Annotated in this window: 19 protein-coding genes and 1 pseudogene; 6 read left to right on the top strand and 14 right to left on the bottom strand. The window is 39.9% G+C overall.

The annotated features are described in order from the left end of the window. Positions 1 to 208: 208 nt before the first annotated feature. On the top strand, positions 209 to 1,243 hold the full coding sequence (locus ACSLUK_RS14445; RefSeq protein ID WP_448549373.1) for a Leu/Phe/Val dehydrogenase: 1,035 nt from the start codon (positions 209 to 211) through the stop codon (positions 1,241 to 1,243). Positions 1,244 to 1,416: 173 nt separating this feature from the next. Here ACSLUK_RS14445 and ACSLUK_RS14440 read toward each other — a convergent pair whose 3' ends face one another. From ACSLUK_RS14440 to ACSLUK_RS14405, 8 genes are all read right to left on the bottom strand, one after another. Then, the gene (locus ACSLUK_RS14440; protein ID WP_448549372.1) at positions 1,417 to 1,860 is read right to left on the bottom strand and encodes a nuclear transport factor 2 family protein; all 444 of its coding nucleotides are present in this window, start codon (positions 1,858 to 1,860) and stop codon (positions 1,417 to 1,419) included. 144 nt (positions 1,861 to 2,004) lie between these two features. Then, entirely contained in the window at positions 2,005 to 2,223 is a 219-nt protein-coding gene (locus ACSLUK_RS14435) for a GNAT family N-acetyltransferase (protein WP_448549371.1), read from the bottom strand. Continuing rightward, positions 2,157 to 2,417 carry a YciI family protein gene (locus ACSLUK_RS14430; protein WP_448549420.1) on the bottom strand — a complete coding sequence of 87 codons (261 nt, stop codon included), beginning with the start codon at positions 2,415 to 2,417 and terminating at the stop codon, positions 2,157 to 2,159. Before ACSLUK_RS14430 ends, ACSLUK_RS14435 begins: the two co-directional genes overlap by 67 nt. A gap of 378 nt (positions 2,418 to 2,795) precedes the next feature. After that, complete coding sequence (locus ACSLUK_RS14425; RefSeq protein WP_448549370.1) at positions 2,796 to 3,113, bottom strand: hypothetical protein; 318 nt, start codon at positions 3,111 to 3,113, stop codon at positions 2,796 to 2,798. An 86-nt stretch (positions 3,114 to 3,199) separates the two neighbouring features. Further along, on the bottom strand, positions 3,200 to 3,592 hold the full coding sequence (locus tag ACSLUK_RS14420; RefSeq protein WP_448549369.1) for a DUF3224 domain-containing protein: 393 nt from the start codon (positions 3,590 to 3,592) through the stop codon (positions 3,200 to 3,202). 256 nt (positions 3,593 to 3,848) lie between these two features. Continuing rightward, positions 3,849 to 4,697 (bottom strand): TIGR04219 family outer membrane beta-barrel protein, encoded by an 849-nt coding sequence (locus ACSLUK_RS14415; protein WP_448549368.1) that lies wholly within the window; start codon positions 4,695 to 4,697, stop codon positions 3,849 to 3,851. 27 nt (positions 4,698 to 4,724) lie between these two features. Beyond that, on the bottom strand, positions 4,725 to 5,174 hold the full coding sequence (locus ACSLUK_RS14410; protein WP_448549367.1) for a biotin/lipoyl-containing protein: 450 nt from the start codon (positions 5,172 to 5,174) through the stop codon (positions 4,725 to 4,727). 138 nt (positions 5,175 to 5,312) lie between these two features. After that, positions 5,313 to 5,678 (bottom strand): cupin domain-containing protein, encoded by a 366-nt coding sequence (locus ACSLUK_RS14405; protein ID WP_448549366.1) that lies wholly within the window; start codon positions 5,676 to 5,678, stop codon positions 5,313 to 5,315. Between the two features lie 455 nt (positions 5,679 to 6,133). Between ACSLUK_RS14405 and ACSLUK_RS14400 the strand changes: the two genes are divergently transcribed. Next, complete coding sequence (locus ACSLUK_RS14400; protein ID WP_448549365.1) at positions 6,134 to 7,594, top strand: MBL fold metallo-hydrolase; 1,461 nt, start codon at positions 6,134 to 6,136, stop codon at positions 7,592 to 7,594. 175 nt (positions 7,595 to 7,769) lie between these two features. After that, positions 7,770 to 8,636, top strand: a complete 867-nt coding sequence (locus ACSLUK_RS14395) for a LytTR family DNA-binding domain-containing protein (protein ID WP_448549364.1) — start codon at positions 7,770 to 7,772, stop codon at positions 8,634 to 8,636. Positions 8,637 to 8,662: 26 nt separating this feature from the next. On the opposite strand, the gene ACSLUK_RS14390 is transcribed toward ACSLUK_RS14395, so the two are convergent. Together ACSLUK_RS14390 and ACSLUK_RS14385 are read right to left on the bottom strand one after the other, a co-directional pair. Beyond that, positions 8,663 to 10,831 carry a carbohydrate binding family 9 domain-containing protein gene (locus tag ACSLUK_RS14390; protein ID WP_448549363.1) on the bottom strand — a complete coding sequence of 723 codons (2,169 nt, stop codon included), beginning with the start codon at positions 10,829 to 10,831 and terminating at the stop codon, positions 8,663 to 8,665. Positions 10,832 to 11,423: 592 nt separating this feature from the next. Then, positions 11,424 to 12,365 carry an amidohydrolase family protein gene (locus tag ACSLUK_RS14385; RefSeq protein ID WP_448549362.1) on the bottom strand — a complete coding sequence of 314 codons (942 nt, stop codon included), beginning with the start codon at positions 12,363 to 12,365 and terminating at the stop codon, positions 11,424 to 11,426. Between the two features lie 414 nt (positions 12,366 to 12,779). On the opposite strand from ACSLUK_RS14385, the gene ACSLUK_RS14380 reads away from it, so the two are divergent. Continuing rightward, complete coding sequence (locus ACSLUK_RS14380) at positions 12,780 to 13,052, top strand: type II toxin-antitoxin system Phd/YefM family antitoxin (RefSeq protein ID WP_448549361.1); 273 nt, start codon at positions 12,780 to 12,782, stop codon at positions 13,050 to 13,052. Beyond that, on the top strand, positions 13,033 to 13,302 hold the full coding sequence (locus ACSLUK_RS14375) for a Txe/YoeB family addiction module toxin (RefSeq protein ID WP_448549360.1): 270 nt from the start codon (positions 13,033 to 13,035) through the stop codon (positions 13,300 to 13,302). The genes ACSLUK_RS14380 and ACSLUK_RS14375 overlap by 20 nt, the downstream gene beginning before the upstream one ends. Positions 13,303 to 13,401: 99 nt before the next feature. Here ACSLUK_RS14375 and ACSLUK_RS14370 read toward each other — a convergent pair whose 3' ends face one another. Then, a complete protein-coding gene (locus tag ACSLUK_RS14370; protein WP_448549359.1) occupies positions 13,402 to 13,704 on the bottom strand; it encodes a hypothetical protein in 303 nt (100 codons plus the stop codon). 93 nt (positions 13,705 to 13,797) lie between these two features. On the opposite strand from ACSLUK_RS14370, the pseudogene ACSLUK_RS14365 reads away from it, so the two are divergent. Next, positions 13,798 to 14,817, top strand: a pseudogene (locus ACSLUK_RS14365) (IS110 family RNA-guided transposase). 23 nt (positions 14,818 to 14,840) lie between these two features. Here the strand turns inward: ACSLUK_RS14365 and ACSLUK_RS14360 are convergent. The 3 genes from ACSLUK_RS14360 to ACSLUK_RS14350 form a co-directional block, all read right to left on the bottom strand. Then, complete coding sequence (locus ACSLUK_RS14360) at positions 14,841 to 15,362, bottom strand: P-loop nucleotide/nucleoside kinase family protein (RefSeq protein WP_448549358.1); 522 nt, start codon at positions 15,360 to 15,362, stop codon at positions 14,841 to 14,843. A 104-nt stretch (positions 15,363 to 15,466) separates the two neighbouring features. Next, entirely contained in the window at positions 15,467 to 15,862 is a 396-nt protein-coding gene (locus ACSLUK_RS14355) for a hypothetical protein (RefSeq protein ID WP_448549357.1), read from the bottom strand. A gap of 124 nt (positions 15,863 to 15,986) precedes the next feature. Continuing rightward, positions 15,987 to 16,454, bottom strand: coding sequence for a GNAT family N-acetyltransferase (locus ACSLUK_RS14350; RefSeq protein WP_448549356.1), 468 nt, complete (start codon positions 16,452 to 16,454; stop codon positions 15,987 to 15,989). Positions 16,455 to 16,499: the final 45 nt, after the last annotated feature.

Genomic DNA, 16,499 nt, shown 5'->3' with positions numbered 1-16,499 from the left:
TAACATACGCTCTACATTTCATTATTTAGTAGCAAAAATTTGACAGCAAAATTGTATGTTTTTGTTAACACTTTCACCTTTTTATTAATCACTGGTTGACTAGCGCCATTGATTCCTTAATGCTATTGTGCGTTGCAATTTATTACAGCAAACGTTCAATATAACAAACCAACAATGAACGCCCGCTTTTTATCTAAGAGGAAATACCGTGGCATTTTTTGATTTAGTAGATTTTGACGATCATGAACAGGTCGTATTCTGTAGTGATGAAAAATCAGGTTTAAAAGCCATTATTGCCGTACACAGCACAAAATTAGGCGCTGCTGTTGGTGGTTGTCGACTATGGGATTATGCTTCAGACGAAGAGGCACTAGTAGACGCTCTACGTTTGTCTAAAGGCATGACGTACAAGAACGCGATGGCAGGCCTGAAAATGGGCGGCGGTAAGTCAGTAATCATTGGTGATGCAAAAACCATTAAATCTGAAGCATTATTTAAGGCATTCGGCAATGCACTTAATGGCTTAAATGGCCGTTATCTAAGTGCTGAAGATGTGAATATCACTACAGGTGACATTGCCATCGTAAATACTGTAACACCATTTGTGACGGGTACAGAAGGCAAAAGTGGCAATCCAGCACCATTCACAGCACTTGGTACCTTTTTAGGCATTAAAGCATCGGTAAAACATAAGTTTGGCCGAGATGACTTAGACGGTTTGAGAGTCTCCATTCAAGGTCTTGGCAGTGTGGGTTATTACCTATGTGAGCATCTACATAAAGCAGGCGCTAAACTTGTAGTAACCGATTTAAATCAACAAGCGCTTGATAAAGTGGCCACAGAGTTTGGCGCAGAGATTGTCGGTCTAGATGAAATTTACGATCAAGACGTTGATATTTATGCACCATGTGCATTAGGCGCAACAATTAACGACAACACGATTGATCGCTTAAAGGCTAAAATTATTGCAGGTTGTGCCAACAACCAACTAGCTGAAGCACGCCATGGTAAAGCGTTACTTGATGCAGACATTTTATATGCACCAGATTATGTAATTAACGCCGGTGGCATTATCAATATTTCATTCGAAGACGATTATTGCCCAGAAAAAGCAACCAAGAAAGTAGAAGAAATATACGAGACTTTACTTAACGTTTACCAAAAAGCGGACGAAGAAGGTAAACCTACTGCGGTAGTGGCAGACGAAATCGCTCGCGAAATCATTGCGAACGGTGGCAAATAGCACCTATCAAATGTGATGATCGGTATTAGTAAATAGCCCTTTGCAGGGCTATTTTATTATCTGTGCTACCCGTATTCAACACCTGTTCTAGAAGAGTAACGGTAACGGCTTAACTAAAAAAACACTATAATTTTTAGACTAACGAGGCTTAATTAAATTTGGTAAACTTTACCTTAGTGGTCATAGCTTACAACGCGAAAAAGCTTCCAGTCTAGACCATCTTTTTTCCATATATGTACAAATTTAAATACCCCACAATCATTTTTCCCGTTTTCCATATGACAAAATTGGTGGCTTGCTTCTTGAATTGCGCCAAAGTTTTGAATTGGAAATACTTTTAAAGTATCTGCTATAAGTGTCCTTGTCAAACCCAACTTTTTATCACAATTTAACTTTGAAGCTGACATCGTTTGTTCGTAGTTAGCGACACCACCTTTGTCATGGTAAAATTCCAACTCTTTTGAAAATATATTGCTCATAGCCTCTAAGTCGCATGAATTAAAAGCGTCGAACAATGCTTTGTCCATTTGCGATATTTCATTAAATAGCGCATTATTTTCTTTAGAATGTGTGTTGAAAGCTAGAATACTCAAAGCTATCAGAATAAGTATCTTCATGAACCCTCACTAATGTTCGATTGTTCGCAACGCCACGTTAAGCGGCGTTTGGCGATGAAGTCTTTTGCGATAAAATCTGCGAATCATTTCGCAAAAGACGATATGAATAAAATATCCAATGCAGCCATTGCTATGTCGTACAGACTATTTAAGTTTTTTGATGAAACAAACCACCCTTTCAGTCTCAACAAACCCAAGCTTACCGCGTATCTCAAAACTCATAGTGTTTTCTAGAGCTGTGTCGCTCGCAAGCTCACTAAAACCATTTTCTAACGCCCACTTTTCAGCTTTTAACATTAGCTTAGCGCCGCAACCAACTCCCTGATATTCTTGCTCTGCGGTCCAGCCTTCATCGTATGGCACCTTCGGGTGCCTGCAACCTTCTGCCAAACAACATTTTCAATGACAAAAGGATCTTCCGCAATTATTCCTTCGATTTCTTCTTTGACTACATTTATCGCAACAATCCCACCGCCAGCATTTGGCTGAATACTACCGGATAACACAAATATACCCCTATCAAATCCTGCTTGAAGCCATTCTTTATGACCTCCCATAAAGTCTTTAGCTTGGGCTTTATTGTCCAAAAATTTTAATTGGATGATGAATGTTTTTTACTTAAAAATATATCCGAATTATTTTCAAATGCCTAATCAGTCAATGATATCAATAACGCGATCAGTGGCAATCAACTATTTGATCATATTAAAGTCAGATACGAAAAGTAGCTCGCTCTATTTTGTAATATTAAGTTACGTGTATATCAATATTAAGATCTATGTTCGTCATTAAAATTTGGATCACATCAGTGAATGTCAACAGGTACTTGCCATAAACGGTTACTGCTCAGAAAAAATAACACATGCTACGATAACAACACATCCAACAAATAATTGTAAGACTAAAATTTCATAGTAACGCAATGAATAAGACGACTAATGCCTCAGTCTAAATACTAGATAAAAGCTGATACAAGCTGACAAAATGCTCACAGCGCTCAATAGCTTATAGCTCCAGTCACTATGCTTGTTCATCGCTTTATGATTGGCGATTATCCCGTTAAATGCATGTGCCAGTTGAGTAGAGGCTTCGCGATCAACCGCTAAATTTTCTGTAATTAACTGCTCAACAACATCAACTGATTGAGGTGTAGATGTTTTCATTTGAGGGAAATGTAGCAACGCAGCTAAAGGTGACAACAAACATACTATTCCCCACACTATTAAGATGCGACGTAGTTCTAGGTTTTTCATATCACCAACCTATCTATCATTATGCGCCTAAAACACGGATGAACTTAGGTAAACAAATCATGGCCTCCACAAGTTAGCCCAAATTATTAACCCAGCGTAAATTCAAAGTCGTAAAAATGCTGGCCGTTTTCAATGCGGATTGCCATAGTACCTGACAATCCTTTTAGTTCATTTGTCGCTGAATTAGGCACAACTTCGAGAATAAGGCGGTCTGTGCCATCAGACATTACGCCGTAATGTTGAAAAACAAAGGAGCCTTGCTTACCCACAAGCGTTCCAACGACTTGTTCAATCGCGACATAACCCGCTGAGCCTTGCACTTGGGTCAAAACACTTAGCATTTCACCTCTACTCTCTGCAGATAATTCACCTTGAAACTGCTTGTCAATTGACATTCGGCATAATTGAGAGCTATCAACGCTTGTCGCATACGTATCCATTGGGTTTAGTGATACATCGAATTTTCCTGTAATTTTCATGTTTTCTCCACGCATTGAGCCGTCATCTAGCACCATATAATTCGACTCAAAAAATATTTTGCTCTTTAAGTTAATAGCATACGTTTAGCAAAATCAACTGTTTATCACTTATTGTTGACTGCAAACAGAAATTTTTTCATCAAACGCATCCCTTTTTCAATAAGGTGTAATTGCGTACATTTAGTATTTCAAATTACTTTGTACAGAGATACCGTAACGCTAACCAATAAAATTAACCTACCATTAATACAGCCCCCTAAAAATGTGCGACGACTCCGACAAAAGCACCTTTGAATTCAAGGTCGGTGTATAAACTACTCAAATCGTCAAAATCCAAATTCACCGTTCGATAACCTAAGAGCAGATTAAGGTCTGCACTTCTATTTTTAATTACGTCATAATTTAAGCCGATTTGATAGTCATAATGAGAACCTTCACCTGTTAATAAAACATCGCCTTGAGCGAAGATACTTAATCCCGTTAACGGTAACCTAATATTGGTTGCAACATACAACATAGGCTTAATTTCATTCGGTTTGACTTTATTCGCGTTGACTGTTTTTGTTGTTTCTACAATATTGTGGTAGTCATGATCGTCGTGGTCTTCTCCATCCCAAATAAAATCTCGAGAGGTAGTAACAATATCGTCAGTCTCAATGAATGTTGCTGCGCCGCCAAAGTCTCTCGCTGTTAAGCCTAAATCAAATGAAAACAAGTCATTGCCTACCAGCTGGTAATATAAGGTGTAATCAATATAACGGACGCTAAAATTGGCTTCTGTAACACGGTCAACATGTACATCAACATGAGCGGTTTCTGTGTCATCACTATAATCTAACGTTGAGTTTGTCTGGTTTGAAGTATCAAGCGATGTTTTTGAGATACGTATATGAGGCAGTAAAGGAAACGGATGTTCTAAGGCAAAAAAATAGCTGTATTGTTGCTCTTTCTTTGAATCTACTTCGCCAAGTGAATTTTGCTCCCCAAAAACACCACTCGCTTTACTTTGCCAAAATTGACCACCTATATGTAGACCAACCGAATCAGCCTGTGCATTAGCGATTAAAAGTGCAGCTAGCATTGCTGTAAACGCCTTGTTTTTCATTAAACTAAATCCTTGTTATAAAACAACTTAACCAATAATTACTACAGTTGCGATAACGCCAATTGCCCCCCCAGCAACTAGCCCTATAATGCCAGAAATCGCACCACGCCTATTAAATAAAGAATTTCCAACGACCTCTTCCAATAACAAACGATCCGAATCGTCTTTTTGCAAGTGTTCTGGAGCGTCCTCGACCCGATCCATATTTTCTTGAGTGTTGGGCTCACTATCTGTTGACTGCCTTTCTCTTAATGAAATTACAACTTGATTTGAACTGACATGGTCGCCTACCGATACGTGAATCTGCTCAACAACGCTATTGCTTGATGCACATACTTCTAAAACCACCTTATCAGTTTCTACATCAAATAAAATATCATCTACGTTTACTGCTTGCCCTTTAGTAACGTAAATATTAGAGATTTTAGCTTCAACTGTTGATTCGGGAAGTTGAGGAATATTGATTTCAGAGAACACGAGTCATCCTTGAGTTATCGTTCAAATAAGAGGGATACAAATGCTTGGTATTTATCGATTCGAAGAAACGCATCAAGCGTTTACGTCCAATCCTTGTTGAGTTTTTAATTTACGTTTCTATTAAAACTAAAATTAAAACTAAAATCTATGCTCGTTGTTAAAACTTGGTGTGATATAAACGAGTTGAGCTTTTTCTATCACGTTGACTTTATGCCATTCCCCTTTTCGGATTATGCACGAATCACCCGAGCGCAACTCTAAACAACTAGCTGGATTAGAATCTGACTCGATCGTAATTTTCCCGCTAACCACAATAATTATTTCGTCTCCATCATTGTGACGCTCACCATTATGCGGTGCACTACCTTCCATCGTCGCTAAGCCAACCGTCATTCCTTTTGAATCACTTGAAGCCCAAGGCTCGATTTCACCCGAATGAACAGAATTATCGTTTTTAATCAGAAGTGTCGCTTTGGTTAAATCGACTAAATCTACATTTTCCATAACATTATTAATTCCTTTCTTGGCATAACGCTATTGCGCTTAAGAGAGACCCCCTAGTTAAGGAATCGTCACTTCTTTTTTCATCAACTCCCAATAAAAAGTACTGGTGAACGCAATAGTCAAAAACTTCTTTGTACTCGAAAGATACATATTTTTACTTATTCAAGCTACTGATAATTTTCATAAATACCCAAACCATGCTTATTTTGTGCATAACATCCCTATTGGTACGTTAACCCAATAGCTCATACGGCAATACACACGATAGGCCTATGATTTTGGTGATAAATACTCTCCAACTGTTACGTTTTATTCTACCAAACAATTTGCCATTGAGGCGCAATTGAACGCAGAATCATAGCCTTTTATCGTTTAATTTGTGGGCAATTTTAAAATAATGTTAGTTTACTGTGGTAATTGGCGTTTCATTTTAAGGAAGAAGGAAAGTAACACTTATGTTTAAACTAGTAATTAGTGCTCGTGATTTAAAGATCTTTGTTAAAAGTACCGCAGTTATTTTGGCTATGCTATCTGCGAATGTATGGGCTGGAGAAACTGAAGATTTTGTTGATAAGCTCAAAACACACTATGAAAAAACTAGGTCTATTAAGGCATTCTCACTGAATTATCACTTTTTAAATAAGCAATACAGATCTCATGATTATTGGGATTATCAAGCGCCAAATAGAATCTTATCCGTAAGAATGGTCGAAGTTGATCTAGTCAAGAAGCACTTGTACGACAATGACATTCTTTATACTCCGGGCGGCCAAATACTTGATAGAGTTCAGTTCCAAAATGATACACATAGCTATTACTATGAAAGAAATGGCAACTATTTAGGCAAACGTTATTTTGATCTAGGTTTAGATAATTTTGACAACTTCATGGGTTACCATATCATGAATCTTGACTTCATGGCGGTTTCTCCCTTGCTTGACGAAACTAATGTTAAAGACAATGTCACCCTTCGCCATGATAATAAAAAAGGAACAACAATCCTCACCCATACGAATTCATCAGACCAAGTCATCGATTATGAATTTAGCAATCAACCGTTGCAGTTAGTTTCTCTTAATAATAAGACCCGTCAGGCATTCTTTACTTATGAAGACTATCAAACAACAAGAGGAATAACCTATGCTCGCTTGGTGAATAAGTTTTACAACGGTTCAAAGGTGCCAGCTTACATTAGTTTTAATGACAAATTTGATATTATCGAAGAAGTCGACGCTGATAAACTAAAGCTACCAAAGGGATATGGCCCAGAAGTTAAACAGGGTGATGGCGTATTAGTTGCGAAAGAAATAGCCCCAAACCTATACCTAGTACATGACTCTGCAGAATGGCGAAATAGTTTATTTAAAGTAACTGGCGATGAAATCATGGTTTTCGGTGCCGCCGGATATCCTGCTCAAGCGACAAAAACAATTAAACTAATTAATGACAAATTTCCAAATAAGAAAATAAGTGCGATTCACGTAACACATGCACAAGAAGCTGATATTGCTGGTCTTGCCGTATTTTCTGAACAAGGTATCGAAATACTTGCCGATGAATACAGCATTTCAGCCATAAAGGCCTACCCTGACTTTTCAGGCGATATTCACAAATTCAAATTCCGCACAATTGAAAACGAGCAAACTATAGATGGTGCGCAGTTCTATGTGTTAGAAAGCATGCACGCTAAACGACAAAGTTTTGTTCATTTCAAAGATAGCGGGATAATTTTTCAAGCAGACTTTCTCAATATTGCTTATGACAACACTATCCCCAAGGTAATTCCTAATTACACCAGAACCTTTATCGATTTCATTAGACACAAGCAACTTAACTTCAATCGTATTGTTGGCAATTATCAGAATAACAATATTTCTCTAGAAGTGGTCGATAAAACGTATAACGCTATGATGTAACAACCATGGTGTTAAGTTTATAGGGGCATTCTACAAGCATCAGGAATTATATTTCGTTACACTTTTGCCAAACCTAGCTATGTAGAAAAACATACAATTTACAACTGCGAGATTGGACAAATGACAACGCTTGTTACGCTGTATAAAATTCAACGCAGCGTGGAGAATTGAAAAAATGAGATACTTTGCCCCTATATTTAACGACCTAAGAATGTCCGAGTCTGTATTCGAGCTTTCGAAGCACACCTATACTGCGCTCACTTTGGTCTGGGCTATCTTTATCCTGTTGGTGTCAATCAATTGCTTTTTATTTGGCTTGTTACCGTCTAATGAAACCCACAGTTTTCAACAGTCCGTACTGTGGTCATTTGGTTTTTGGTGGAAATGGGCGGTAGTCAGCCCCTTAGTCTTACCGCAAATTAAATTGCTTTCGAAAGCGTCATTCCACCCTCGCCAATTTGGTATTTTATTGCCCAAAGCGCTGCAATTTTCATTAGCGGCGATAGTCTTAGCTACAATTCAAGCTGCGTTGTTCGGACAACACATGAGCATGGAACAATGGATGGTACTCATTAGCAAGAAGCTATTCAGCGATTTGTATCTTGGCCTCGTGATTTACGGTGCTGTTTTGATCACAGGATGCTTACTTCTTTGGACACAAAAGCTAAGCGATTCAACAACGACAACAACCAAGCCTCGCTACCTTAAACATCTATTAGCTGCCAAAGGTAGCGGCAAGGCAATGGTGGCGGTTGGTGATATTAGCCATATAACCGCTGCAGGTAACTACCTAGAAATTCATACGGCAAGTGGCACTTATCTCATACGTAGCACCATGAAAGCATTGCAGTTCCAGCTAAATCCAAATGATTTTGTTCGCATTCATCGCTCGACTCTTGTCGCAGTTTCCCGCATTGATACAGTGTCGCCAAGAGCATGCGGAGACTATTTGTTGCTATTGCAATGCGGTACTCAAGTTACCGTCAGTAAGAGTTACCGCAATGCATTGAAGGAATTAGCACAGCCTTTGCGCGCCGCCTAAGATAGAAGTAATCTTCATATTGTTTTCTAAAAGCGGTAACTGTAGTCAAGCTTGGTAACATAGTGCGTTTCAAGTGATTGAAAGCCTTTTTCCGTATCTACCATATTGTGCTCCACCACCAAATTGAACGATTGGGCTGCGCTGGGCTGATAGCGCAATCGACTGTTAATGCCTAATCGTTTTGAACCGTTTTCAAATTGTGCTGTAGTGAGCCAAGACCAATCAGAAGTAATGGCCAGCTCGCTGTTTAATCGATAGAGTCGCGCGGTAAATTCGCCTTCTGCCAACGATGCAATCGTTCGTTGATATTCAGCTGAGAGTAGCCAGCGTGGTGAAGGTCGCCAATTAAGTTTCAATTGCAGCACTTTACTATTACCAGATAAAAAGTCTCCCTGTTCATAATTGATATCCAGTGACAGTGGATCATGGCTAGGGGTGATAATGCGCACGCCGTATCGTGTTTCATCATACCGCCCAGGTTGCACCTCAATGTCGTCAAAAATATTGAAGCTATCATCCAACACCTGAGTGCTTTCCACGAGCCGAACTGCAAAAAAGTAGTTATTATTTAGCAGCACTGTTGCTGGGTAGAACCGGGCTTCCTTATTTAGCATTCGGCCTGAAAGATCGGTTACATAGTTCGCGTCAATCCAAGGCGTCCATCGGCGTATCAGCCCGTCTTGAAAACGAACGATATGGCCATAACTGAGATCGCTTTCTTTAATACCTGCACGGTTAACAAATCCAAGCGCAGGACTGAAATCATTACCGATCACATTATGTCGAAGTCGCGCATACAAAGATTCATTTGGGTATGCCATAGTGATGCCATAAGCTTCCTGATCGTCCCCTGCGTCAGAAGTGAATGATTTTTGAAACCATAAGTTCCCCTGAACAACATTGCCGTTGATGGCATCGCTGTCCCTGAAATTAAAGTCAGCCCCCCATAAGCTACTCGATGACATTGAATTTGGATTACCCTGTGTGGTGATCACGCCAACAGTGGATTCATCGAAAATATCTGTGGTGACTCGCCCTACAAAAACATTCTCTTGCTGACCATCAACGCCCGAATCTTGTAATACGTCGAGAAAGCCATAGTTGATGCCATTAATTCGCCCAGTTAGTTTTACCCCTGCATCTATACCTAGTGGCTTACCGCTGCTGTCTAAGCCTATTTTTCGTGAAAAAAATGGTCGGCCATTGCCCGTTAGACCGCCAAATTCAAAGATGTCGATATCTTGTAAGAAAAAACTACGCTTCTCCGGCAAAAATACTGAAAAACGTGACAGGTTTATGACGCGATCGTCAACATCCGTTGCAGAAAAATCCGTATTAACTGTAGCCGCTAAAGTCAACTCGGGAGACGGTTTGTAAAAAATATCCAGTGAAGGTTCGAGCGCCATAGTAGTATTGTCGCCTTCGTGGTCAACATGACTTTTCGCAATTAGAGATGCCTTCACTTCGAGGCCATTACCACTGTTCTCTACCTTAGGGCTGTTTATTTTGCCACTGGCCGATGGTGCCATTTCCCAACTATTAGCACCTCGAGAACTCCAGGCGATGATTTCGCGGTGACGACGTATAACTCGGCCAAAATTTATTCCCCAACTTTCGCTAGAGGGGTCAAACGACAAAGATTGATATGGAATACGCATCTCTAAGCTCCAGCCATGCTCGTTAATTTGCGCGTCCCCTTCCCATAAAGTCTGCCAGTCGGCGTGAAAGGCATCATTTTCAATTAACGCCTCACGACGAACGCCGTTAGGGTTAATCTGAAAAAATGTCCCAGTACGCTGGTTGTCAAATGCGTCAATGGTGATATGAAACTGATCATCACTGTTCAGGTTACGCCCTTGTATGAATTGTGTTGCCAATATTTGCTTTGGCTCGTCATATAATTGAGCACCAATATAGAGACTGTCTTCGCCATAAAACATCATGACCTTGGTCGCTTGCGTAGGCTGCTGGTATTCACTGGGCTTTACTTGGTGAAAGTCTTCAACGACACTCGCATGCTGCCATATTTCCTCGTTCAAATTACCATCTATGGCCAAGGGTTTAGCCACATCATTTAAATTGGCTACCAAAAATTGTTTATTTATAAACTCTGTGGGAACGTTTGCCGAAGCTAAGGGCGCCAAAATGGCAAATACCGAAGTGCCAAATATTAGTACAGTCAGTGCCTTCATCATATAATCCTATTCAAGAAAGATGACTTGAGACTAAAAGCACAAACGCGCTATTACCAAGGGTTTGGGATAACTAGAAGGTATTTGGGACGAATGTTTCTTGCTGAATTTGTGAATGCCAGCGTGGTTTCAATAGATCCAATTAACAAACCACTACAGAGACATTAATTATCCCGATTATTGAGTAAAAATGGTGTATTTGGCATTCAGTCGAATTTTATAAGCGTCTGATTCAATCGAATAAGTTGAATTAAGGCTGAAGTAAACCAATCCAGAGAAATAGGATTATTTTTTTTGAAAAATTTGAAGCATCTTCGCCAATTAGTTCACAAGTAAAATGGTGACTATCAGTTTAGTTTTTAGTGAATTAATTTCGGTTGTACTGGCAAAGTTATAACGCTATGGCCAGTTTTGCTTGATCATTTCATAGATCGTTATTATTTGCTTAGGAAGTCATCATTAAATTGGCACTTTAACCAACATAATAATTCCATCTCGTTTTGAATCTTACTCAAACACCTTAAAGACAACTGTAGTTGAGCGATCAGGCGAAAATTTAGCGCGTTTATTGTCCAGTTTGTAGCCACGTTAGGCTTCATTGTTGCAGGAACTCGCGTGGTTCGCCATTAAATCGAAAGAATCGAGTAGCATTGTTGTAAAAAATATCCCTTTTTTGTTCCTCAGTAAGAAATTCTGCTGATTCGATGCTCTCAATAGCCATTTCTATAGCATCCGGCCACAGCTGTGAATCTGAACCGAACATCAGCCGCTTGCCAAGACCGCCGTCAACCAGTGCTTTAAGATGATAATGAAACTCTTTTCGTGGTAAGACCCAATTGATCACAGCAAGGTCGGCGTATACCCTCGGGTACATAAGCATAATCGCTTTTGTCTCTTGCAGGTAAGGGTACCCAGCGTGCATAAGGTATACACGAAGTTTTGGATACTGCACCAGCACTTCTTCCAGGTGCTCTGGATTTCCTAGTGTCACTCGAAAATCTGAACAGCATGACTTGTATGGCGTTTTCGGTGCAGCGAGTCCTGTGTGAATCGCGACAGGGACATCCAACTCTTCAGCCAAACGAAAATACGGCTTTAGGCGTAATGCATTGGGTTTAAGGCCGCGGTACTGTAACCCCAGTTCCCCCATCACACGAAGGCGACCAGACTCGAAGGATTCACGTAAGACCGTAATGTCTGGCAAAATCCCTCGCGGCCCCTCATAGGCCCCAGCGATGATCCTGTCAGGAGCAGCCTCAAGCCATGCACCAACCGATTCTAGGGGCCCACTGACAATGCCAAGCACAATATTGAATTTCTCCATTTGCCTCAAAGTCGCTTGCATGTTTTCTTTAGCTGTCGTAGCAGCAGGCATCTCGCCACTCACAGCATTGGGGGACAAGCGTTCAGAAAAACCCTCCGCTCGGTAGGAGTGTATATGAACGTCGATAATCGGAGGTCGTTTTGCCGCTACATGCTGCTCAGAAACCAGCGGTGCAACTCCTATCAGAGCCAAAAGAAATATTACTCTATTCACTTTGTAGTCCTCAGACGATGCTCGTGGATCAAATGGCCTAGAAATAATGATTCACTCAGCGGTTGCTAGACTCCGATAGCTAGCGTAGGCAAAGCCAGATCCATAGTTAGTCTGTTTAAGCGGTGTGATTTTCGTCATAAATTAAATAGCTGAGGCTAGCATGCTTAACAATAGCATAGTTTTTCGTGTTTGATCTCCACAAGCTATTTTTCCAAATCGCGGCCAATTTTACTTGGCCACTACAAGGCGACTTCCTTATAGCCCTAACGCTTCAATATTGTGTGACGTAGTTTGGCAGTTTTATTGCGTCGTTTGCAATTAAAAATGCCAAATTTAAGGAATCACTATTATTGCCTTGTTATATTTTTTTAACTATAATGTACGACATTACCGTACATGAACAAGGTTGGAATTATGGATAGCATAAGTGTAAACCAATTTAGAGACAACTTAAAAGCATACGTTGAGCAAACAGTTAGCCAACATGAACCTATAAAGGTTACTAGGCGAGCCGGTGATGCTTTTGTAGTAATGAGTGCTGATGATTGGGAACGCGAGCAAGAAACTTTACACGTTTTACAAAGTAATAGTTTGATGCAGCAAATTGCTGATTCGCTGAAAACACATACCGAAAATAAAGGCTATAAACCAACACAAGAGCAATTAGATGAGATCACTAATCTTTGAAGGCAAGACGTGGCTCACCTATGAGCAATTAAGAGAAAAAGATAAAAAACTTCATAAAGCATTGTGCAAAGTGTTAAAGGAGATGCTCCGCTCAGATCCTAGTACTGGTTTAGGTAAGCCAGAACCCTTGAAGCATAATTTGTCTGGATTATGGTCAAAGCGAATATCACAAAAAGATCGACTAATTTATAAATTTGATGATGAATATATATACATTTTCGCCATAGGTGGGCATTACGACGATCATTAGAAAACGTATAACGACCTAATAATGGGCAAATATCAGTTGGTTAAAATAAGCGACGCAGGAGCAAGAACCAACTGTTATTTGTCTTAATTTATTTGCTTGTTATGTGTAAATTGCTCCAATAAAATGACCGTAGTAAACATTATCACCGACAAGTGATTGAAACTCTTTTGTGCTCGGAAAGGATGGCCATTTTGCGGTTGTCTCTTTTGCAGCATCTGGACTAACCCATGTTAGATGCCAACACAACTCGGTTTCATTATCTGTTTTTTGCAATATTTCATGTGCAATTATAACTTTACCATCTGAATTCATTTCCTTAAAAATCAACAGACTCAATTCAATGACTTTACGTTTATTTTCTTTCGAAACTTTAAAGACTGCAAATTCTGAACACTTACTCATAACTTCCCTTTACACATAACGAATGAGATGGACTCCCCTGACTTTGGCAAATTTGCCAAACTTAAGGTGCGAAACTCAAAAAAGGAGTCCACCATGAATAACATTAAAACACTTGGTATCGATTTAGCAAAAAATACCTTTAGCCTAGTTGGCATGAATAAACATGGGAAGGTTGTTCTAAGGAAAACGCTTTCACGTAAAAAGTTACTTCCTTATATTGCTCAACTTAATCCTTGTCTCATCGCCATAGAGGCATGCAGTGGCGCTCATTATTGGGCGTGTTAGTGTATATCTCTCGGACACCAAGTCGCGATTATTGCCGCCAAGTTCATTGAACCTTTTCGCACTGACGGTAAAAACGATAATAACTATGCCGAAGCCATTTGTGAAGCAGCAATGCGCCCGAATATCTGCCATGTGCCAGTTAAAACTGTCGACCAACAAGCAGTAATGACGTTACATCGTGTACGTCAAGGTTTAGTAAAAGTGCGCACCACCATGATTAACCATCTTAGAGGGTTTCTGTCTGAGTTTGGGATTGTCATCGCGAAAGGACGCTATAGTTTGCAAGGCGTCATTCAAGATATTCTTGAAGATGCTGAAAATGGCCTACCACATTTAGCACGCCAAATGATTGATAACCTCTGGCAGCGCATTAAGCAAGCCAACGAGCAAATTCTTAGTTATGACCGTGCACTTGTACAGCAAGTACGTGAAGATACTATCGCACAAAGACTGATGACCATTCCCGGTGTTGGTAAGCAGGTGGCTACCGCCATGTCAGCCAATGTACCCGACCCGAGATTATTTAAAAACAGTCGACAGTTCTGTGCCTGGCTAGGGCTTGTACCTCAGCAATTCACTACCGGAGGTAAAATTCGAATAGGCCGCATTACTAAACGAGGCGACAAATATATTCGTATGTGCTTAATCCATGGTGCTCGAGCCGTTATGGCAAACCTCAGAGATAAACAAGATAAAGTCAGCTGTTGGGTAAGAGAATTGATTGCGCGGCGCGGTTACTTGCGTGCGGCGGTTGCCTTAGCGGCGAGAAATGCGCGATTGATTTGGACGTTGATGGTTAAACAAGAGGATTATCGCCTGATGGCGTAATACAGCACAAAATAAGCAACTTGTTATGCATTAATTGTACGGCCATCTTTTAGTTCATCTTCATCTGGAACCTCAAATCTTGGCTCCATAAAGTTAAACATCATATCAGTCACTTCGAATGCGTATACAGCTGGATCTTTTTCGGTATTTCGTTTTTCGACACGCTGTTTACGAGTATCTTTCGAAGCGTTCAAATAATGTATTTCTGGATCTAGACCAAGTTCTTTACCACGATTAACAAAAAAATCTCTTTGCTCTTTAGTAGTGAAACCAAGATCCAATATCACGTTTCCATTAATAGCCAAAATCTGCTCACTAACCTGCCAAATTAGTTCTGAGCACCTCTTTACTCTTTCCATCATCCACTCGAAATCTAGACTGGTCATGTCTTTTGAAAATAGTGTTTGCATCCATGGGTCAATAGAAAATTTTATTGCATCTATTTCTTTAGCCAGTGATAGCGAGTAAGTTGTTTTACCTACTCCTGTAGGGCCACAAACCAAAATTAATCTTGCCATATAATTTACAACCTCTGAATAATGCATAACGCCGCCATAAGCGGACAAGTAATTGTTGGCTACAATGTGTAGCGAAGCGAAACCGAGCCAACAATTACGGTTCCGTTCTTCATGGCCTTGTTATATGCCGACTACTCGAATACAACTGAAGTTATACTGGGCTCGGCTTCTAGCTTTGATTTAAGAAATAAAACACAATCATCGGTACGGGATATTTTCTCTTTCCCAAGCAACCTTTCTAAGAATGAACGCTGCTTATCAATTTGGAAAATCCATTCTAGCTCAGCAGTAGGCTCATCGCCCTCTTCAAAGTAAACAGATGCACCAATCATATATTGGCGATTATTCCATGTAAAATAACTATACCAACCCCAATCCTCTGCATCAGGTTCGGTAATTTCAAATTCTGAACCTAACTCTTGCTTTATCCATGTAAGCAAAGACTCTCCGTAAATTGGATTTATAGGGTTCTTATTTTCCTTTGAAACGTCGAATTTTGAAGTTTTGAAACTGATGGCAATATGCACGACTCCCTCCTAGGCATATAACGCCTCACTAAGAGGCAAATAATAGTTGGTTAAAATAAGCGACGAAGGAGCAAAAACCAACTGTTATTTGTCCTTTTGAGTGACTTGTTATATGCAAATTACTCTATATAGGTTTTATCATATGAACCGTTTCAGGTTTAAACCCTATATTTTGGTAGAACCTATCTGCTTTTTTATTATTGGCGAATACCTCTAGATGTAACAACCGACATCCTAAGTTTTTAGCCCATTTTTCACCATGCTCAATTAAACGTTTACCTACCCCTAAACCTTGTGACTTAGGTGATACGGCAAGAAGCGGTATAGTTCCACAAGTTTCACCTGAAATACTATCCTCATGTGTGCGCACATGAATAAAGCCCAATGAAACATCATTGATCTCAGCGATAAATGTGATATTTGGTTTAGAAGTTTCAGCAAGCATTTCAGAAATATAATCATCTTGCATTTTTTGAATGGCATCATCACTATGCCACTCTAAATGAGCCACTTCCGCTAAGTAAGGTGATAACTCAAAAATAAATGAGTGATCACTTTCTTGTGCTTCTCTAATTACAACTAAATTTTCCATACAACCTTACTTGAATATTACTCTTAAACCCGAATTGCATATAAT

Source organism: Thalassotalea fusca, from assembly GCF_053485835.1.
This window is presented reverse-complemented; position numbering and strand designations above follow the sequence as displayed.

What these genes read in the sequence shown, in the direction of transcription:
- ACSLUK_RS14390 (WP_448549363.1), bottom strand. Translation starts at nt 10,831, where the DNA reads ATGATGAAGGCACTGACTGTACTAATATTTGGCACTTCGGTATTTGCC.
- ACSLUK_RS14440 (WP_448549372.1), bottom strand. Translation starts at nt 1,860, where the DNA reads ATGAAGATACTTATTCTGATAGCTTTGAGTATTCTAGCTTTCAACACA.
- ACSLUK_RS14360 (WP_448549358.1), bottom strand. Translation starts at nt 15,362, where the DNA reads ATGCATTATTCAGAGGTTGTAAATTATATGGCAAGATTAATTTTGGTT.
- ACSLUK_RS14425 (WP_448549370.1), bottom strand. Translation starts at nt 3,113, where the DNA reads ATGAAAAACCTAGAACTACGTCGCATCTTAATAGTGTGGGGAATAGTA.
- ACSLUK_RS14405 (WP_448549366.1), bottom strand. Translation starts at nt 5,678, where the DNA reads ATGGAAAATGTAGATTTAGTCGATTTAACCAAAGCGACACTTCTGATT.
- ACSLUK_RS14430 (WP_448549420.1), bottom strand. Translation starts at nt 2,417, where the DNA reads ATGGGAGGTCATAAAGAATGGCTTCAAGCAGGATTTGATAGGGGTATA.
- ACSLUK_RS14420 (WP_448549369.1), bottom strand. Translation starts at nt 3,592, where the DNA reads ATGAAAATTACAGGAAAATTCGATGTATCACTAAACCCAATGGATACG.
- ACSLUK_RS14380 (WP_448549361.1), top strand. Translation starts at nt 12,780, where the DNA reads ATGGATAGCATAAGTGTAAACCAATTTAGAGACAACTTAAAAGCATAC.
- ACSLUK_RS14350 (WP_448549356.1), bottom strand. Translation starts at nt 16,454, where the DNA reads ATGGAAAATTTAGTTGTAATTAGAGAAGCACAAGAAAGTGATCACTCA.
- ACSLUK_RS14395 (WP_448549364.1), top strand. Translation starts at nt 7,770, where the DNA reads ATGAGATACTTTGCCCCTATATTTAACGACCTAAGAATGTCCGAGTCT.
- ACSLUK_RS14415 (WP_448549368.1), bottom strand. Translation starts at nt 4,697, where the DNA reads ATGAAAAACAAGGCGTTTACAGCAATGCTAGCTGCACTTTTAATCGCT.
- ACSLUK_RS14400 (WP_448549365.1), top strand. Translation starts at nt 6,134, where the DNA reads ATGTTTAAACTAGTAATTAGTGCTCGTGATTTAAAGATCTTTGTTAAA.
- ACSLUK_RS14375 (WP_448549360.1), top strand. Translation starts at nt 13,033, where the DNA reads ATGAGATCACTAATCTTTGAAGGCAAGACGTGGCTCACCTATGAGCAA.
- ACSLUK_RS14370 (WP_448549359.1), bottom strand. Translation starts at nt 13,704, where the DNA reads ATGAGTAAGTGTTCAGAATTTGCAGTCTTTAAAGTTTCGAAAGAAAAT.